The organism is Alkaliphilus pronyensis (genome assembly GCF_009017275.1).
Taxonomy (GTDB): Bacteria; Bacillota; Clostridia; order Peptostreptococcales; family Natronincolaceae; genus Alkaliphilus_C; species Alkaliphilus_C pronyensis.
On sequence record NZ_WBZC01000027.1, the window covers coordinates 16,692 to 35,165 of the forward strand.

Here is an 18,474-nt window from a genome sequence, read left to right on the forward strand (position 1 = left end):
TATGCTTCCTCCTTAGTCTATTCCAAGTACATTTTTCATATTGTATAAACCATTTGCTTTATTTATTATAAACTTTGCAGCCACAAGAGCCCCTTGTGCAAATACTGACCTGTCATGGGCTTCATGGATAATCTTTAATGTTTCTAAATCATTAATAAAATGTGCTTCATGAAGTCCTACAATATTACCTCCCCGTATAGCATGAACTCCTATTTCCCCCTTCTCTCTTGGACATTGTCCGTATCTCCCGTGCTGATGCTTTGTAGTGGCTTCTAGCCCTTTTTCTATTGCCTCCACTATAGTTGTTGCACTTCCTGATGGAGCATCCATTTTTCTATTATGGTGTGCCTCTATTACTTCGATATCAACTTTGTTCTTAAGTATTGCTGCCACCCTTTCCACCAGCGAAAACATTATGTTCATACCAAGTGACATATTAGTTGCATGTAATATTGGTATAGTCTTTGAGGCTTCTTTAATTTTATTTAAATCCTCATCATCAAATCCTGTGGTTCCAATTACCAATGGAGTTTTATTTTTAATGCAATATTCCAGTAGGCTGTTTACTGTTGTTGGATGTGAAAAATCTATAACAACATCTGCTTTAAACTCAATGCTTTCTACAGGGGTGCTACTGCTAACACCACCTATATTTATCCATTGGGAATCTTCCTTTGCTAGACGGAAAATGTTTTGCCCCATTCTACCGCTAATCCCCCATATATATAAGTTCACAAGGATCATTCCCTTCAAATGATATTTTGAGTCTTCATTTCACTTCTTAGTTTTTCTAAATTTCCTTCTTCTAATACTGTTAAAGGTGATCGTAGTTGGTTAGAAATAAACTTCATTTCATTTAGTGCAGCCTTTACAGGTATTGGATTAACCTCAATAAACAAATAGTCGATTAGCTTTTTATACTTTAATTGTAAATCTAATGCTTCACTTACCCTTCCATCCATAAAGGCTTTACACATCTGTTGCATTTCCTTTGGTATTATATTTGCTGATACAGATATTACACCATGCCCCCCGCAGCTATAGATAGGAATTACCTGATCATCGTTTCCCGAATATATTTTAAAGCTATTTGGAACTAATCTTTTAACCTCTAATATTTGAGAAATGTTTCCACTAGCTTCCTTTATGGCAATAATGTTGTCAACCTCTGCAAGCTCTGCAACTGTTTGTGGTAATATGTTGACACCTGTACGGGAGGGTACATTATATAATATAATGGGTAGCTTTGTAGAATTAGCAATCTCTGTGTAATGGGCTATCAGTCCTTTTTGGGTGGCTTTATTGTAGTAGGGTGTTACAACTAGGGCTCCATCTGCACCTAGAGCTTCTGCCTCCCTTGTATAATTAACTGCGGCTTCTGTACTGTTTGAGCCTGTTCCAACTATAACGGGTATTTTACCACCAGCTACTTCAACGGCGGTTTTAACTATCTGTACCCTTTCCTCATGGCTTACAGTTGAGGCTTCACCTGTTGTACCAAGTACAATTAAGGCCTGTGTTTCATTCTCTAGGTGAAACTCTATTAAAGCTTTAAAACCTTCTAAGTCTATGTTACTCCCTTTAAAGGGGGTAACTATAGCAACTCCCGAACCATTAAACATAAATATTTCTCCCTTCTATAATTTGATATTTTCCATAGCTTCAATAATCTGTACTGCATTTGTTGCAGCACCCTTCCTTAAATTATCAGCCACCACCCATAAGGAAAGACATTTAGGGTTAAATAGGTCTTTTCTTATTCTTCCTACATAGGTACTATCTGTGTTTTCTACTTCTAATGGTGTTGGATAACAGTTTTCCTTTGGGTTATCCATTAAAATAACACCGTCTGCCTTTTCTAATATTTCCTTAACCTCATGTATTTCTGGTGTTTTCTCAAATTCAACAGTAATAGATTCGCTGTGACCATAGTAAACAGGAATTCTAACGGTTGTGGCATTAACTTCAATATCTTTGTTTTCAAATATTTTTTGTGTTTCGTATACCATCTTTAACTCTTCCTTTGTAAATCCATTATCATAGAAAACATCTATATGAGGTATACAATTTCCATGTATTTTTCTTGTGTAGACCTCATTTGGATAATTCTTATCCTTAACTTGATTCTCCAGCTCTTGAATAGCTTTAAATCCACTACCAGACACAGCTTGATAGGTAGAAACTACTATTCGCTTCATTCCAAAGCTCTTGTGTAGAGGCCCTAAGGCAACAACCATTTGAATGGTTGAACAGTTGGGATTAGCAATAATACCTCTATATCCCTTTAGTACATGGGAGTTTACCTCAGGAACCACAAGTGGTATTCCTTCTGTCATCCTCCATTGGGAAGAATTATCTATTACTATGTTACCTGCCTCTGAGGCTATTGGAGCAAATTTCTCAGAAACACCACCACCAGCAGAAAATAGTAAATAGTCAAAGCTATCCCTCATGGCTTCTTCAGTTAGCAGCTCAACTTTAATTTCCTTTCCCTTAAATAAAACGGTAGATCCCTTAGATTTTTCTGATGCAAACAATCTTAATGAACTAATAGGTAGATTTCTTTCCTCTAGTATTTCTACCATTTTTGACCCTACTGCACCAGTAGCACCGACAACACCAACAATTAAGCCCATATAAAATCCCCTTCCTGTATATAGTATTAAGCTAAATTTAAAACAATATATTATTAATCTTTATTCTATTATATTAAAATTATTTGCAAATTATATTGTATAAAATGCTTATTATGTTGCAAAAATTGCTATAAAAAACTCCTAAAATAATTTTTAGGAGTTTTGTCAACACAATAAAAGCACAAATATAAATCTATTATATCGTAACCATATCGTAATAAACAAATAGCACTCCATGAAATTCTTTCATGACAGTTGCCTAGTTATTCACCAGACCCCCAACAGTCAAGCTGAAAGTAATTTGACTGTTTCGGCACGTCAGCCTTTTTATGGTAATATCGAAGACTTTCCTTCTTATCACTTACCATATACTCTTCTTCAGTGCACCTCTATTTATTAATCATATTTAGTTATACATTGTAGGTAGTTTATCACAGGGTAAAACCCCCTGTCAACTGATTTTGATTTTTTTAATAATAAAAATCGTGGTCACCAATAGTTTTATAAAATCTTCTATTTTCAACTATCCAGAAGTTTGTTGACTTTACTGGGTTTAGAAAATATAAAACCTCACCCACTGGTGCTTCTCCATTAAGTGCTGCAGCTGCCGCCTTTATGCTATCATTATTAGGTGTATTATTAACTGTACCGTCAATTACTGGTGAAAACTGTGTGTAGCCATGCTGCTTATCAAAAATTACTCCATAAATAGTATTTGGAAAATCACTGCTTTTAACTCTATTTAATATTACATTCCCAACAGCAACTTTACCTTCATAGGGCTCTCCTTGGGCTTCTGCATGAATAATTCTGCTTAACCAATATATGTCATCAGCCCTTGTTTCACCCCTTGAGGCTGTCACCTCTATTTCAGAGGTTTTTGTTGGCTTTAAAACCAGCACTTGTCCCACTGTTATTTTATCAGTATTAATATTATTATATTTTTTTATTTCTTCAATAGTTAGACTTGCCCTTTTAGCTATCAAATATAGGCTATCATTTTCTTTTACTATATACTCTTCCGAATTAATAGGTTCCATATTAATCGTAGCTTCTTGAGGCTTAATCTGTTCTTTTGTGTTATCTATTTTTTCTTCATCCTCTAGCTTTTCCTTCTTCGTGGCTTTAATATCCTCATATGTATCTTTAGTAGCCTCTTCAGCTTCATCCCTATTGTCATTGTTGTATTTAGGCTTTATAGCTCCATTAACTTCATCATTTGTAGCTTCATAAGCTACTGCTTTTTCATTTGATTTTTCAATCTGATTCAAAAGCATATGTATAGAAACAGTTAAAACCATTAAAGAAACAATAATAGAGTATACAGCATATTTATTATTAAAAAATCTTTTTCTCATCATCATCAACCTTTCTGTATGTAAAAAATTTTAGCATAAAAATAGGTCAATGTACATGAAATCAAGTGGTGTAACTATTGCCATTATTGGATTATTTAAATAAACCATCCATCAATTTCTTAATACTACTGCTTCTCTTTTTTGTTTCTTCACTATCAATTTTAATTCTCTTTCCATCCATCAGTATTACGTCACCTTCTTTTGCATGGGGGGGAAGATTACCCCTTTCAATATTTTTGAACTGCCCTTCGATTTCAACTACAGCAAACCTACCTTCAAAACGATCTATTATTCCCTTTTTCATAGTATCCCCCTCGTTACTTTTATTTTTTTTATATTAAGCATCTAAACCCCGTTTTCCTTTTTTTTCATTATTTTATCTGCGGAATTCTAAATTATATAGGTCAGTACGTCGATGCTTTAACAATGGTAGCTCTTCCCTTACCCTTTCTAAGTAGTTAAGGTCTATCTCACCACAGATAATATCCTCCTTCTCATTTGCTTCGGCAATAGCTTTGCCCCAAGGATTAACAATTGATGAATAGCCATAGGCTATGTAGGCTGCGTTGTTATTTCTTGCTGGTGCTGCTGCAACAACATACACTTGGTTGTCTAACGCCCTTACCTTAAGCAGCTGATGCCAATGGGCTGGACCTGTGGTCATATTAAAGGCGGCAGGAATAATAAAAACCTTAGCTCCACTAAGGGCCATAAGCCTCATTAGCTCTGGAAATCTAATATCATAGCATATGGCTACGCCTATTGGGCAAAATGGTGTATCTATAATGGTAATATCTTCACCATAACCAAGCATATCTGACTCTTTAAAGGTTATTTTGTCTTTTATATCTATATCAAACAAATGGATTTTTCTATGTCTTCCAACGTTTTCACCTTTATCATTAAACACAAAGGAGGTATTATATATTTTGCCACCAGATTTTTCTGGTATAGAGCCACCTACTATAAATACATTTAACTCTTTAGCTAAACGGGATAGCATTTTTGTAGTTTCCCCTGGTAGCTCCTCGGCGTACTGGCGAAATAACTCATTATCATATGGGCAATTAAACATTTCAGGTAAAACCACCAGCTTAGCTCCCTTATCCTTTACAGCCTTAAGTATCATATCTTCTGCCTTTTCAAGGTTTTTAGCTTTATCATCCACCACTAGCATTTGACATATTGCAACGGTAAAACTATTCTCCATCCTCTCATCCCCTTCACAAAAATTATTAAACTATATTGCCTTGCTTTTTTTAATTTTATACAAATCAATTTTGATATTTGCTATTTAATAGCTTAGCCATTAAAATAGTATTATACTATTTATGTATTTAGGGGGTTACAAAATATGCGAACAACTATATGGTTTTTTATGTTTTGGGTATATACCATAGGTACCGTTTTTCTTCTTCCATTTGCAATGTACTTAAATAAAAAAGGAGAATTGCTAAGAAAGAGAAGGTTTACACAAAATATAGCCCATAAATGGTCTAAAAAATTAGTTGCATTAACTGGTAGTAATATTGAAGTTATGGGTGTTAATAATATCCCTGATGGCCCTGTTCTTTTTGTTAGTAATCATCAAGGAAATTTTGATATACCCTTGCTCCTTTCAAACCTGCCTAAATCAATAGGCTTTGTTGCAAAAATTGAGCTTAAGAAAATGCCAATTATTAATCGTTGGATGGAATTATTAGAGTGCGTATTTATTGATAGGAAGGATTTAAGGCAATCCTTAAGGGCTATAACTAGGGCTATAGAGGTATTAAAATCTGGACAATCTATAGTTATATTCCCTGAGGGAACCCGTAGTAAGGGAAATGAAATTCAACCCTTTAAGCCTGGAAGTCTAAGAATGGCTGCGAAGGCAGATGTACCTATAGTCCCAATAACTATTAAGGGCTCCTATAAAATTTTAGAGGCTACCAATAAAATTAATCCTGCTGATGTTCAAATTATTATTTCAGAGGCTATAAATGTAAATGAAATAGATACAGATAAAGCTACTGATTTAACTGTTATGGTATTCAATATTATTAAAGATAACCTTGAAAACAACCAAAGTGTATATAGCAATTAAGTTTGGGTATTATTTGCTTACAGAAACATATGGATTCCCCTTAATAAAAAATCTCCAGGGAAAATCAGCGGCTTCTTGGGCATAGCCAATATTAATACGTTTACTTGTTTCTATACTGATGTTATTTTCTCCTTCATCAATTATAAACATCGAATCTCCACATAAATCTAGCTTGTTATGGGTTTTGTTCACTCCTAGTGCCATGCAAAGCTTACCAGGTCCATTGGTTAAGTTTACTATTTGCTTTTTGGTTAATTGAGATAAGGGCTTTTGATATCTTATATTGCACATAGCTTCTATACCTTCTATTGGCTCTATTGCTCTGATTAATACAGCTGCTGGTTCATTTAGTGGCTCTGTAACAATGTTTAGACAATGATACATGCCGTAAATTAAGTATACGTAGGCATGGCCAGGTTCACCAAACATAACCTCCGTTCGTGGGGTTTTTTTATTAGGATAGCAATGGGCGGCTTTATCAATTTTACCTACATAACCCTCGGTTTCAACAATCCTACCACTTATAATGCTATTGTTATCCTTAATGACAATAAGCTTGCCCAATAAATCCCTCGCCACGTCTAAAGTGTTTCTAGCATAAAACTGTCTTTTAAGCTTATTCATTACAGAACACCCTTTAAGTTTGATTTTTTCCTCTTACTTTGTTGATTGCCTTCATAGTACTATTGCTCAATTATTGTTACTTACTGTAATCTTCGCTAATATAAGCCCCCGATTTGCCACCAGTCTTTTTCACCAGCCGTATATCTGTTATTCTCATGCCTCTGTCAATTGCCTTACACATATCATATATTGTTATGGCTGAAACAGAAACAGCATTTAACGCTTCTATTTCTACACCTGTTTTTCCAGTTGTAGCCACTATGGCTTCAATATCTATTTTACTGTTACTCTTATCAATTGAAAAGCTTATATTGGCACCTGTTAATATTATGTTATGACACATAGGAACTAATTCGCTTGTCTTTTTAGCCGCCATTATTCCAGCCACCTGTGACACTGCTAAAACATCACCTTTGCCTATTGTTTTGTCAATTATTTTAGTTAAGGTTTCAGGCCTCATATATATGCTTCCTTTAGCAACTGCCTCTCTTCTAGTATTTAATTTTTCCCCTACATCAACCATCTTTGCTCTACCCTCTTCATTAAAGTGGGTAAAATCACAACTATTCATTTAAGCTTGCTCCCTTCTATATAAAATCATCTATTGAGATTACCTGAATCTCCATATTCTCAATAGCATTTTTAATCAATGCCTCTACATCTAACCTAGCTTCAGAGGTCAATATTTTTTCTAGCCGTGGCTTGGTTAATGGTCTTTTAGGTAAAAAAACCGTGCAGCAGTCTTCATAGGGTAGAATTGATGTTTCATAGGTTCCTATATCCCTTGCTAATTGGATTATATCTTCCTTATTCATGGCAATAAGGGGTCTAAAAACCGGTAAGTCCACAGAGGAATTGGTGGTGTGTAGACTTTCAACGGTTTGACTTGCAACCTGTCCAATACTCTCACCTGTAATTAAAGCCTTAGCATCGGCTCTATTGATTGCAATATTTTCAGCTATCTTCATCATAAACCTTCGAGATATAATTGTCATTTCTTCTTCTTTACATTTTTCATTAATTTCCTGTTGTATAGGTAATAGATTAATTGAATACATTTTAAAGCTACCTATGTAGATAGCTAAGGTTTTAGCCAGCTCTAATACCTTTTCCCTTGCCCTTTCACTTGTAAAGGGGTAGCTATGGAAATGAACTGCATCAATTTCTAAGCCTCTTCTTGCAGTTAGCCAACCTGCAACAGGGCTGTCTATTCCTCCAGATAGCAATAAAAGACCTTTACAGCTTGAGCCTATTGGTAGTCCTCCAAAGCCCTTTATCTTTTCAACAAATATATAGGCTTCATCCCTTATCTCTACATAAACAGTTACGTCTGGATTATGTATATCTACAGTTGCATTGCTTTGATTTTGTAGTATATAGCCTCCAACCTCTCTACTAATTTCAGGAGATTTTAATGGAAAGCTTTTGTCTACTCTTTTACTATCTACCTTAAATGTCTTTACTCCGTCAGTTTTATGCTTTCTTTCAATTTCTTCACAGGCAGTTCTTTTAATTAATTCAAAATCTACAGGAAGCCTTATGGCTCTGCTAATAAGTATAATACCAAATATCTTTTTAACCCTTTGAACTATTTGATCCTCATCAAAGCCCTCAGAGTCTATATATATGCGGCTATCCTTCTTATAGGTTCGTATATCACCTAAATCCTTTATTGCAAATCGTATTTGCTTTACTAGCTTATCTTCAAAAAATCTTCTATTTTGTCCCTTTAATACAATTTCTCCGTATCTTATAATTATTGTTCTTTCCAAGCACTATCACCTCTTCATAATTTTACGTAGATGGCCTACATGATGCTTAATTCTTTCGGTAGCATAGTCAAGTTCTTCCTTTGTGTTAATATCACTAAAGCTTACACGTATTGCACTGTCGATAATATTCTCCTTTAAGCCCATAGCAGTTAATACATGACTAAAGCCCTTCTTTTTTGATGAACAGGCTGAGCCTGACGAAACAAAAACATCATCTACCTCAAGACTGTGAAGTAACACTTCACTTTTCACACCTAAAAAGGAGACATTTAATATATTGGGTGCGAAACCATTATCATTCCCGCTATTAAACACCAAGTCTTCTATTTCACTTGATAATAAATTATAAAAATAGCTCTTTAGCTCAGTAATGCTATTAATATACTTGTTTTGATCCTTAAATATAAGCTTTACAGCCTCTCCAAAGCCAAAAATTCCAGGGGTGTTCTCTGTTCCAGGTCTTAATCCTAATTCGTGTTTTCCACCTGTAGTTATTGGGTTAATCTTGGCTCCCTTATTAACATATAATCCTCCAATTCCCTTAGGCCCATGGATTTTATGTCCACTTATTGAAATGCTATCCACCTGTAAACTATGGGCTTTAAAGGGGATTTTACCAAATGACTGAACTGCATCAACATGAAATAGGGTATTATTATTTCTTTTTTTTATAAGCTGGCATATTTCCTTTATAGGCTGAATAGCCCCTGTTTCATTGTTCACATGCATTATACTGACAAGTATTGTTTCATCACCAATTGAATCTTCTATTTGCTTAAGGGAGATAAAGCCATTTGCATCTACATCTAAATAGGTAACTCTAAATCCCTTTGTTTCTAAATAATGAAAGGTATTAAGTACCGATGGGTGTTCTATTTTTGATGTAATAATATGTTTACCACTTCTACAGTTGGCTTCAGCAATTCCTCTAATGGCAATGTTATTGGCCTCAGTACCACCAGAAGTAAAGTATATCTCTTGTTCTTTACAGCCTAATGCTTTTGCTATTATTACTCTAGCTTCCTTTATTTTTTTTTCTACCTCTAGTCCTTTTCTATGTAATGAGGATGGATTACCATACATTTCTGTCATAGCTAATTCAATAGCCTTCATTGCTTCTGGCTTTACCTTTGTTGTTGCTGCGTTATCTAAATAAGCTTCCAATTAAATTCACCTTCAATTCATAAGTTTACAGCTATTATGATATCTAATTAGCATAAATTTGTAAAGTTTTCCTTCCATATTATTATAACCATAAATACTCTTTTAAGTAATAGAGAGGTTCTGAATTATATTACCTGGGAAATTAAAGAGATGCAGATATATTAATATCCATAAAGAAAACCCCTTAATTGTCCTACAGGGATTTTCTTCCAAGCTATTAATATCCTAATTCTTCTCCGATTATAATAACCTTTAAATCAACTGTCATTGGCTTATGATTTATAATTGTAGTTACATTACACATCCTATCTTTACTTAAGCAATCGTTACATATATCTGTTTCAGCACATGGAGTCTTAAGACCTAATCTTTTAGCATTAGGTGGGCATGATCTGGCTTTTATTCTATCTATTGCAGATATTAAATCAGTTGAGATTTTATTTATTCCACACACCACAATTACTTTTTTTGGACCATAGAACATAGCGGCGACACGATTACCAACACCATCAATGTTAATTAATTCTCCTTCTTCTGTTAAAGCATTTGTACTTGTTAGGTAGACATCTGCTGTTGAAGCTTTTCTTCTCACTTCGTTAGCCTCAGAAGCATCAACCTTCCAATGCCAATAAACAGTATTACCTGCCCTTTTTAGCTCTTCATAAAGCTTCAGGCTATTAATAGTCATAGAGCCACCAATACCAACTACATTGTCAGGTTGAATTTCTTTTAGTATTGCTTGTTTGGCATCCTCTGCTGTTTCATAGTAACTAAATTGTATTCCTTTTTTCTCTAAATTTCTTAAAATTGTATTAATCTTGCTCATATAAAAAATCCCCCTAGTCCAATTTTTCTTTATTAATAGTATTATACATTATATTACAATATAAAACTAATATCATAGTTTGACTACACTTATGTTTATCCTAAGAAGCTGGAATGCTAGTAACTCCCCTGTGTTAAGACTGTGGAAAAGAATAGTAATTATTAATTAAATATTTTTTTTAAGTAGATACCATTGCAGAATTTGTCGAATCTTGTTATAATATATTTGTGGTTATCCCCCTGGTAACCTCGATTTATATAATTTTATTCCCAATACCCCTTTTGAAAATCACATCTAGATTGATGTGAGGCTGGGCGACGAACCCCAGCTATTTTTTTTGCAAAAATTACTATATCATATACTTTAATTCACAAAATAAACACAATAATGTATAATGTTCTTGTATCAAATACGTTTGACTAACGGTTGAAATAAAGAAAACTTAAGGAGGTTGAGTATGAATAAGCCTAGAATTGCTGTTATTTTCACTGGTGGAACCATATCTATGTCTGTAGATCCTAGAATAGGTGCTGCCATACCATCCCTTTCTAGTCAGGAAATACTTTCATTGGTTACAAATATTGATAAGTATGCCACCATAGAAATAATAAATTTTACAACTTTACCTGGTCCTCATATTGGCCCTGCTTTAATGATGGACCTACGAAGGATAGTGGTTGATACACTTAATAGGGAGAATATAGATGGAGTTGTAATTACCCACGGAACCGATACCTTGGAGGAAACAGCTTTTCTGTTGGATTTAACTATAAACTCAAAAAAATCTGTAATTATAGCTGGTGCAATGAGGAATTCCTCTGAGCTAGGCTACGACGGTCCCAGTAATTTAGCGGCAGCGGTTTGTACTGCAATATCCCCTGAAGCTAAGGGTAAAGGTGTTTTAGTGGTTATGAACAATGAAGTAAATGCTGCTAGTGAAGTAACTAAAACTAATACCTTAAGCCTAGATACTTTTAAGTCTTTAGAATTTGGTCCCTTAGGTATTGTTGACAATGATGAGGTGATTCTCCATAGAGAAATTGTAAACAGACAGCATATTTATACAGATACAATTATACCTGAGGTGGATTTAATAAAATGTGTTGCTGGTATGGACTCGAGACTAATAAAATTTTGTGTAGACTCCGGTTCTAGAGGAATAGTTATTGAGGCTATGGGCAGAGGTAATGTTCCACCAGGTATGATAGATGGAATTACATATGCAATAGCAAATAATGTAGCTGTTGTAATGGTTTCACGTTGTCCAACTGGTCGTGTGTTAGATACCTATGGATATGTGGGTGGTGGCAGAAGCCTCAGAAATCTAGGTGTAATTCTAGGTGGAGACTTACCAGGCCAAAAGGCTAGAATTAAGCTAATGCTTGCCCTATCAGTAACACAAAGCCTAAATGAAATAAAACAAATAATGGAGCATACTCAGTATGGTACCAAAAAATAAAAAAAACTCAGCTCCACTTATTTAGAAGCTTAGTTGCACTTATCTCCCACTTTAGAAATGACAGCATTAATAACGAAGCTGATATAAAGTATTACATAGGGGCTCACAATGAGCTTTCCTATGTAATTATAAGTGTATAAAAAACTATTTAAAAATGTTATTTTTTAGGCATGTAGCAAGGTCAAAGTCTCTAACCTCATTAGTTGTGAAACGAACCTTAATGATATTGTCTAAAACTTTAATTATTGAACCTTTTCCAAATAGCTTGTGTACTACTTCTCTTCCCTTTACTAGCTTTGCTTTTTCTATGTCGTAGCACTTCATCTCCTCAATAAATCTTGAGGCTTGTACAGTTGCTTCATATCTGGTTTTTGGTGATATAATATGAAGCTGTTCTTTAGCCCTGGTTATAGCGACATAGAAAAGTCTTCTTTCTTCCTCTAGCAATTCACTGCTGTCTATAGATCGTTTATGGGGGGTTATAGCTTCAATAGCACCGATTATAATTACAACACCATATTCTAAGCCCTTAGCACTATGCATTGTAAGAAGTGAAATGCAATTATTATCTTTATTATTCTTTAAAGGTTTTATGCTTTCATTCTTTAAGGTATTTATTCCCCTATAAAGGGATTCAACATCTTCATATTTTTTACAGGCTTCTTCAAGCTCATCTAGGGTATCAAATAGTCCATTACTTGGAATATTCTTTTCTTGACAATAGCTAGAAATATACTGGTCATAGCCTACCACCTTACGTATGTAACCAATAGCATCCTTTAGCTTCATATTTCTGATTGACTTAAAAGCAACCTCCAATTCATTTATCAATTTAAGCTGATATGGTAATAGACCTCCCTTTACCCTTAATGCAGTTATTAAATCCTTATGGTACTGACTAGCTTCTTTTATGGATTTTTTTGTTATATACCTTGTTGGTCTATTAATTATTGAAATTATACTTTGGGTATCCAGTTGGTTATAGGAAGCCCTAATATAGGAAATAATATCCCTTGAAACCCAATGATCAAATATATTGTCAATATTATCATTACATACAAAGGGAAGATTACTTTCAATAAGTGTATCTATTATTCCATTGGCTTGTAGATTAGTTCTATATATTACAGCAATGTCGCTATAGCTATAACCCCTACTAATAGCATCTGCAATTATTTCAACCACCAGTCTATTTTCCTCTACTCTATTGGCGGGTGAATAGAATTCTAAAGGCTGTAGGTTTTCATTAATACATTCCATTTTCTTTTCTACTCTAAATTTATTCTTAGAAATAAGCATGTTGGCAGCATCTATAATATGCTTTTGGGATCTATAATTGCTATCAATAGTTATTCTTTTTGTGTTGGGAAATATCCTATTAAAATTCAGAATAAAGCTGGGATTAGCCCCTCTAAAGCCATATATAGACTGATCATCATCACCAACTACAAAAACATTGTTATTTGGTTGCGCCAGCATTTTAATAATTTCAAATTGAATTTTATTAATGTCTTGAAACTCATCTATCAATATATACTTAAACTTTCGTCTTAAATACTCTAATAATTTGGGTTCCTTCTTTAAAGCTCCATAGCATTTAGTCAACATATCGTCAAAGTCTATTTTACCGTGATCTTTTTTATATGCTTCATAGCAGTCAATTACCCTGTCAAAATCCTTTTTATCTAAAACATTGGAATTAAAAGAACCCTGTAGATAGTAGTTACATTTAAATATACCTATCTCCTGTAGTATTTCCTTTATTAACTCCTCATCGTAAGAGTTTTCAATTTCGAGAGTTCTAACTATGTTTTTTATTACATTACGCTTTTCCTTTTCATTTAATATATTCAACTTTTCAGACGGAAAACAGCCTCTTATAATTCTATAAAAAATTGAGTGAAATGTACCGAAATTAACATTGCTCTTTAAGCTATTATCCATTAGCTTGTTAAACCTTTGCTTCATTTCTTCGGCTGCTGCCTTTGTAAATGATATTACTAATATGTTATCTGGTGCTACACCATATTCCATTATTAGATTATATATTCTATGGGTAATGACGGTGGTTTTTCCTGATCCAGGACCTGCATAAACTATACATGGTCCATCCTTGTGTATTACAGCCTTTAGTTGTTTTTCATTTAAGAAGTTATTTTTTTGACTCATTATAATGTACCTCTAACACATATTTTCTAAACCAGTATTTATCTCAGCGACGTTACTAACACTCCCGCTTCTTAAACGGGACATAAGTGCCCCAAGCTTCGAAATAAGGGCAACTAGAGTTCAGGTGGAGTTAAAGCTCCATCTGAACTAAGTTTTTTTATAGGCTAATGCTTCCAGACTTCATCAGCATTTGCTTTATCAGTCCATTTATTGCATATTCAACGGGTTCTGGAGATGACGAGTACGTATTAATACCCATCTCCTTTCTTAGTTCATATAGCTCCTTTAGTGCTGCTTCAGCTCCATAATTAGAAAATAACAGGTAGCCATAATTCCGTATAAGCTGTGACTTTATATTATTATTAAAGTCAAACCCAATAAGATTTTTATAGGCATTTATCCCTTCGTCAAACTCTTCATTTGCTATATGGTTGCTAATACTATAAAGACCCGTTTCTAGCTTAGTTTGACTATTATTAGTTTCATTATATGTTGTCTCAATAATAGTATTAATATCTTCAATGGGGACATACTCAGATGCTATTGATAAGAACTCACTTAAGCCTTCAATGTTTGAATCCATATTATTGAATAGGTGCTGTAGTCCTTCCTCCATAAGCTCCACTTTTCTTTCCAAAACAATACTATCATCATACTTAATGAGGTAGTAATTATTACCTATTACATTGAAATAGTTTTCGTTCTTTAGCTCCCATAAGGTTTCAATAGGTGTCATATCATATAGGTGTCTTTCATCATAGGGTATATGACCTACGAAATTGCTATAGTGTATAGAGGTTACTGCATCAATAAATTTTTGATGTAGCTCTGCTTCCTCGTCGTGTCCCTCTGAAGATTGAAATAACGGTAGCTCTAGCCTGTCTTCATTAGATAAGCTATCTTTATATACTAAAAAGCTGTCAGAAAAATATTCTAAATCTGACCCTACCCGCTTTAAAACCGTGGCTGCTTCTGCTCTTGTTATATTATTATCTAGCCTTAAGGTTTCATCAGAGTATCCCTTCAATATCCCATTATTAACTGATTCTATAATAAGATCATAATATAGAGTATTATTATCTACATCTATAAAGTAAACATTATTATTATCAATAGGAGGTGTAGTTACTGCCCTTGTCAGTAATAATACCTCATATCTATTAATTGCTGAATTAGGATTAAAGCTTTCACCTTTAAATATATCCATAAAAGTAATATCTGTATCACTATAATCCGATATAAATGTTGCCAATAATGCTAACTCACCGTATGCCCAATGATTACTATCAATATCTTTATAGGCTATGTTTTCACCACTACCACTGTATAAGCCTGCTTCACTATAGATGCCCTTTTTATACATTAAATCGTCTAAGGCTAAAGCAAAGTCAATTCTACTTATGGATTCATCGGGTCTAAAGCTTCCATCCTCAAACCCATCCAGTATTCTAACTGTGTTAGTTGCCCAGTTAACATATTCTTTACTCCAGTGGTTATCTATATCATTATATACACCTATAGCCGTTGAGATATGTATGGATAAAACACTAATAGCAATTATTATAATAATTTTCCCAATTTTCTTCATATTTTTTGGCCCCCCTTGTATTAGCCTGTTAATTATTTACAATCATATCATACTTTTATATAATTTTACTTTACATTTATATGACATCTTCAAAGCTTTAATACTATATACCCATAACCGTATAAGGAAAACTTAGTTACTATGGAGCTTTTACTCTACACAAGCTCTAGCACTGCTTATTTTCAAGCTTGGTGGCACTTATGTCTCCCTTAAGAAGCATAAGTATTAGTAGCTCCGCTGAGATAAATGATTATTTAACTTGTAGGCTTTTTTTGATATTATTAGATTAAAACCAGCGGAGGAAGCTATGATAATCAAAGAGCATACATTGAAAGAGGAGCTTATACTACCTAACTATATTTATGAAATTAATGACCTTAATAATGTTCTAATACTAGATATCGAGACAACTGGTCTAAGTAAGTATAATAATAAAGTAATTCTTATTGGGTATTTGCATTATGAAGCAGCCTCAGTTAAGCTGAAACAGCTTTTTGCAGAAGATCCATCTGAGGAGGGGTTAATCTTAAAGGAGCTTTTAAAGGACATAAAAAGATTTGATACATTAATAACATATAATGGTGCAGCCTTTGACTGTCCCTTTTTAAAGGAACGGTTTAAGAAGCATAAGATTAATTGGTCTATTGATGATTACTCACATATAGATATTCTTCAGCATATTAGACCCTTTAAAAGCCGCTTAAATATACCTAACCTTAAGCTTAAAACCCTTGAAAAATATTTGGGCATAAACAGAAGGGATTTAATAACTGGAGCTGATAGCGTTAATCTTTACAACTCCTTTGTTTCCAATAAATCCCATGAGCTTTTAGAAAAAATACTACTGCACAACTATGAGGATATATACTATCTAGGTAAAGTGTTAGAAATATTTAATTACATACCTGAAGATATTCGTAGAAAAAGAAAGCACTCGGTAATGCTAAGCAATAATATGATTTACTTCACCTACTCTTCTATGGATATATCCATTAATAACAAGAGGATTATATTATCAGGTGAATCTAATAAATTAGCTGATTTTCCAGAGCTAAGCTGTTTCCATGAGGGCTTTAAGCTCTATTGGGACTCAAGGGCTGGAGCTTTTAATACTGAGATACAGTTATTAAATACTAAGCTAGATAGCGGCAATAAAATCTATTATATAGACCTAAGAGCTTTGGGTATATCCCATGTACAATTTGTAAATATAGGTGTAAAGCCATATGAAGATTGCTTTTTACATGTAGATACTACATCACCCAATTTGTTAGCTATAGAAGTATTAATTGGAGAAATAATAAATAAAGCCTTTAAGGAAGCTATGTGTTAGTTAGCGTGAAAGTAAAAAGCCACAACGCAAAAAGTCAGAGTATATATACTCTGACTTTTTAATTGGTGGGCCTTCAGGGACTCGAACCCCGGACCTACCGGTTATGAGCCGGACGCTCTAACCAACTGAGCTAAAGGCCCCAATAATATTGGGATGGCGGAGAGGGTGGGATTCGAACCCACGGCCCCTTTCGGAGTCACTGGTTTTCAAGACCAGCTCCTTAAACCACTCGGACACCTCTCCTTATTATTAGACAAAGGTGCTACTACTGAGTCTGTGACTGCGTTTTAACACTGTAATTGATAGTATAGCATAGGAAATTTCACTTGTCAACAATCCATTTTATTACACTTCAAAAAATTATCTACAAAAAAATAACCAGCTAAAAACCAATGGTTTAGGCCAGTTGAATTACTTTATCAGGCTTATTTATTAACAGCATAGTGTTAATTCTATTCTTTGCATCAACAATCTCTTGATATTTTTTATCGGATACAGTAGGGTCACCATATACCCTCCAGCCACAGGTCTTTGTCAGCTTTAGAGAGGGATGCCCCATAAATCCTATTACATCCTTTAGTGGATATCCTAGAAATACTCCTATTTCGTCTGGTATTTCTCCATCTTTCATTTTCATTATCAAGTGATCTAAATAGTTGTTTAAGCTATATTCTGTAGGATAGTTTAACCTTTTTAGAAACTTCAAATTACTACCATGATTTAATGTATAGTCTAAAAGCCTAACATTGTAGAAGAGTATCTTACTACATCCATTTGGAAATGTAAACTCCTTAAACTTAATCTTTGAACTATATTTAATGATGGCCTTTACATTTTGCTTCTTATTAATGCTAATTTCATCATTACCAGGAAAGCTTAATATTTCAGATGGCTTTACTCCTAATAGGACTGGCCCTAAGGCCCTAACAATCCATTTAATAAACTCATTATTACTATTTTGATTTAAGCAATAGCAATTCTCAGCATTAACCTCCAAGATATTTTCCCCCTTAAAACACTTATGCTGCTTAACAATAAGATTTTTTACTATATAATACTTGTTTGCCCAGTTACTTATTGTCCAGTATTGTATGGACATTGTCTACAGTTATTAAGCTGCTTCGATAAATCACTACAGGCTCTTCTGGAAAATACACAGGGAATGTTGTTTTGTTTAGCTTTTTCCTTCACAATTTGTGTTATATTATGCTCTATAAAGTCATAGAACACTATAATCATATCTGTCTCATTTGGTATTTCATAGTTCCTCATTCCCTTTTTTCTTCCTGTCCAATGGGTGTAATCCTTTATTCCGTATTCCATAAGTATATTTGGTATATTTCCAAGCTTATCTCCACCTACCAGTAATGCACGCATATGTATTCAACTCCCCCTAAATCTTTATTATTGTGTTATTGATATTGATTATCATTATTGTATATTAAGTTTTATCATTTGT

18 protein-coding genes, 2 tRNA genes and 1 riboswitch are annotated in these 18,474 nt (G+C 34.0%); of the genes, 3 read left to right on the plus strand and 17 right to left on the minus strand.

The window, feature by feature from the left end; translation table 11 throughout:
- Nucleotides 1-12 precede the first annotated feature (12 nt).
- The 6 genes from dapB to F8154_RS08615 form a co-directional block, all read right to left on the minus strand.
- The gene (dapB, locus tag F8154_RS08590; RefSeq protein WP_279237174.1) at nt 13-744 is read right to left on the minus strand and encodes a 4-hydroxy-tetrahydrodipicolinate reductase; all 732 of its coding nucleotides are present in this window, start codon (nt 742-744) and stop codon (nt 13-15) included.
- A gap of 5 nt (nt 745-749) precedes the next feature.
- Entirely contained in the window at nt 750-1,622 is an 873-nt protein-coding gene (gene dapA / locus F8154_RS08595) for a 4-hydroxy-tetrahydrodipicolinate synthase (RefSeq protein ID WP_192930214.1), read from the minus strand.
- A gap of 15 nt (nt 1,623-1,637) precedes the next feature.
- Nucleotides 1,638-2,636 (minus strand): aspartate-semialdehyde dehydrogenase, encoded by a 999-nt coding sequence (locus F8154_RS08600; RefSeq protein ID WP_151861211.1) that lies wholly within the window; start codon nt 2,634-2,636, stop codon nt 1,638-1,640.
- A 218-nt stretch (nt 2,637-2,854) separates the two neighbouring features.
- Nucleotides 2,855-3,036, minus strand: a riboswitch (Lysine riboswitch).
- Nucleotides 3,037-3,106: 70 nt separating this feature from the next.
- Nucleotides 3,107-3,994: a cell wall hydrolase gene (locus F8154_RS15290; protein ID WP_207706864.1), complete on the minus strand. Its 888-nt coding sequence runs from the start codon at nt 3,992-3,994 to the stop codon at nt 3,107-3,109.
- A gap of 91 nt (nt 3,995-4,085) precedes the next feature.
- Nucleotides 4,086-4,298 (minus strand): DUF3006 domain-containing protein, encoded by a 213-nt coding sequence (locus F8154_RS08610; RefSeq protein ID WP_151861212.1) that lies wholly within the window; start codon nt 4,296-4,298, stop codon nt 4,086-4,088.
- A 72-nt stretch (nt 4,299-4,370) separates the two neighbouring features.
- Nucleotides 4,371-5,204, minus strand: a complete 834-nt coding sequence (locus F8154_RS08615) for a carbon-nitrogen hydrolase family protein (RefSeq protein WP_151861213.1) — start codon at nt 5,202-5,204, stop codon at nt 4,371-4,373.
- 144 nt (nt 5,205-5,348) lie between these two features.
- Here F8154_RS08615 and F8154_RS08620 point away from each other — a divergent pair, with 144 nt between their 5' ends.
- Complete coding sequence (locus tag F8154_RS08620; RefSeq protein ID WP_151861214.1) at nt 5,349-6,080, plus strand: lysophospholipid acyltransferase family protein; 732 nt, start codon at nt 5,349-5,351, stop codon at nt 6,078-6,080.
- 9 nt (nt 6,081-6,089) lie between these two features.
- On the opposite strand, the gene F8154_RS08625 is transcribed toward F8154_RS08620, so the two are convergent.
- From F8154_RS08625 to F8154_RS08645, 5 genes are all read right to left on the minus strand, one after another.
- Entirely contained in the window at nt 6,090-6,704 is a 615-nt protein-coding gene (locus F8154_RS08625; protein ID WP_151861215.1) for a DNA-3-methyladenine glycosylase, read from the minus strand.
- 76 nt (nt 6,705-6,780) lie between these two features.
- The gene (moaC, locus tag F8154_RS08630) at nt 6,781-7,275 is read right to left on the minus strand and encodes a cyclic pyranopterin monophosphate synthase MoaC (protein ID WP_151861216.1); all 495 of its coding nucleotides are present in this window, start codon (nt 7,273-7,275) and stop codon (nt 6,781-6,783) included.
- Nucleotides 7,276-7,291: 16 nt separating this feature from the next.
- Nucleotides 7,292-8,476, minus strand: coding sequence for a tRNA uracil 4-sulfurtransferase ThiI (thiI, locus tag F8154_RS08635; RefSeq protein ID WP_151861217.1), 1,185 nt, complete (start codon nt 8,474-8,476; stop codon nt 7,292-7,294).
- Between the two features lie 6 nt (nt 8,477-8,482).
- A complete protein-coding gene (locus F8154_RS08640) occupies nt 8,483-9,640 on the minus strand; it encodes a cysteine desulfurase family protein (RefSeq protein ID WP_151861218.1) in 1,158 nt (385 codons plus the stop codon).
- A gap of 217 nt (nt 9,641-9,857) precedes the next feature.
- Nucleotides 9,858-10,466 (minus strand): lactate utilization protein, encoded by a 609-nt coding sequence (locus tag F8154_RS08645; protein ID WP_151861219.1) that lies wholly within the window; start codon nt 10,464-10,466, stop codon nt 9,858-9,860.
- A 457-nt stretch (nt 10,467-10,923) separates the two neighbouring features.
- Here F8154_RS08645 and F8154_RS08650 point away from each other — a divergent pair, with 457 nt between their 5' ends.
- A complete protein-coding gene (locus F8154_RS08650; protein WP_151861220.1) occupies nt 10,924-11,925 on the plus strand; it encodes an asparaginase in 1,002 nt (333 codons plus the stop codon).
- A 144-nt stretch (nt 11,926-12,069) separates the two neighbouring features.
- Here the strand turns inward: F8154_RS08650 and F8154_RS08655 are convergent, their stop codons facing one another.
- Both F8154_RS08655 and F8154_RS08660 read right to left on the minus strand, forming a co-directional pair.
- Nucleotides 12,070-14,094: an ATP-dependent helicase gene (locus F8154_RS08655; protein WP_151861221.1), complete on the minus strand. Its 2,025-nt coding sequence runs from the start codon at nt 14,092-14,094 to the stop codon at nt 12,070-12,072.
- Between the two features lie 157 nt (nt 14,095-14,251).
- Nucleotides 14,252-15,682, minus strand: a complete 1,431-nt coding sequence (locus F8154_RS08660; protein ID WP_151861222.1) for an S-layer homology domain-containing protein — start codon at nt 15,680-15,682, stop codon at nt 14,252-14,254.
- Nucleotides 15,683-15,989: 307 nt separating this feature from the next.
- On the opposite strand from F8154_RS08660, the gene F8154_RS08665 reads away from it, so the two are divergent.
- Nucleotides 15,990-17,015 carry a ribonuclease H-like domain-containing protein gene (locus F8154_RS08665; protein WP_151861223.1) on the plus strand — a complete coding sequence of 342 codons (1,026 nt, stop codon included), beginning with the start codon at nt 15,990-15,992 and terminating at the stop codon, nt 17,013-17,015.
- Nucleotides 17,016-17,078: 63 nt separating this feature from the next.
- On the opposite strand, the gene F8154_RS08670 is transcribed toward F8154_RS08665, so the two are convergent.
- The 4 genes from F8154_RS08670 to F8154_RS08685 all read right to left on the minus strand — a co-directional run bounded on the left by F8154_RS08670 (nt 17,079) and on the right by F8154_RS08685 (nt 18,392).
- A tRNA-Ile gene (locus F8154_RS08670) sits at nt 17,079-17,155 on the minus strand.
- 14 nt (nt 17,156-17,169) lie between these two features.
- Nucleotides 17,170-17,258: transfer RNA gene (locus tag F8154_RS08675), tRNA-Ser, on the minus strand.
- 154 nt (nt 17,259-17,412) lie between these two features.
- Nucleotides 17,413-18,012, minus strand: coding sequence for a DUF3793 family protein (locus F8154_RS08680; protein ID WP_243141211.1), 600 nt, complete (start codon nt 18,010-18,012; stop codon nt 17,413-17,415).
- A 77-nt stretch (nt 18,013-18,089) separates the two neighbouring features.
- Complete coding sequence (locus F8154_RS08685) at nt 18,090-18,392, minus strand: DUF2325 domain-containing protein (RefSeq protein ID WP_151861225.1); 303 nt, start codon at nt 18,390-18,392, stop codon at nt 18,090-18,092.
- Nucleotides 18,393-18,474 lie beyond the last annotated feature (82 nt).

Bases quoted from the DNA above. Each gene is read 5' to 3' on its own strand.
- F8154_RS08620 (WP_151861214.1), top strand. From the start codon at position 5,349: ATGCGAACAACTATATGGTTTTTTATGTTTTGGGTATATACCATAGGT.
- F8154_RS08600 (WP_151861211.1), bottom strand. From the start codon at position 2,636: ATGGGCTTAATTGTTGGTGTTGTCGGTGCTACTGGTGCAGTAGGGTCA.
- F8154_RS15290 (WP_207706864.1), bottom strand. From the start codon at position 3,994: ATGAGAAAAAGATTTTTTAATAATAAATATGCTGTATACTCTATTATT.
- dapA (WP_192930214.1), bottom strand. From the start codon at position 1,622: ATGTTTAATGGTTCGGGAGTTGCTATAGTTACCCCCTTTAAAGGGAGT.
- F8154_RS08615 (WP_151861213.1), bottom strand. From the start codon at position 5,204: ATGGAGAATAGTTTTACCGTTGCAATATGTCAAATGCTAGTGGTGGAT.
- F8154_RS08685 (WP_151861225.1), bottom strand. From the start codon at position 18,392: ATGCGTGCATTACTGGTAGGTGGAGATAAGCTTGGAAATATACCAAAT.
- F8154_RS08660 (WP_151861222.1), bottom strand. From the start codon at position 15,682: ATGAAGAAAATTGGGAAAATTATTATAATAATTGCTATTAGTGTTTTA.
- F8154_RS08625 (WP_151861215.1), bottom strand. From the start codon at position 6,704: ATGAATAAGCTTAAAAGACAGTTTTATGCTAGAAACACTTTAGACGTG.
- F8154_RS08650 (WP_151861220.1), top strand. From the start codon at position 10,924: ATGAATAAGCCTAGAATTGCTGTTATTTTCACTGGTGGAACCATATCT.
- dapB (WP_279237174.1), bottom strand. From the start codon at position 744: ATGATCCTTGTGAACTTATATATATGGGGGATTAGCGGTAGAATGGGG.
- F8154_RS08645 (WP_151861219.1), bottom strand. From the start codon at position 10,466: ATGAGCAAGATTAATACAATTTTAAGAAATTTAGAGAAAAAAGGAATA.
- F8154_RS08665 (WP_151861223.1), top strand. From the start codon at position 15,990: ATGATAATCAAAGAGCATACATTGAAAGAGGAGCTTATACTACCTAAC.
- F8154_RS08610 (WP_151861212.1), bottom strand. From the start codon at position 4,298: ATGAAAAAGGGAATAATAGATCGTTTTGAAGGTAGGTTTGCTGTAGTT.
- moaC (WP_151861216.1), bottom strand. From the start codon at position 7,275: ATGAATAGTTGTGATTTTACCCACTTTAATGAAGAGGGTAGAGCAAAG.
- F8154_RS08655 (WP_151861221.1), bottom strand. From the start codon at position 14,094: ATGAGTCAAAAAAATAACTTCTTAAATGAAAAACAACTAAAGGCTGTA.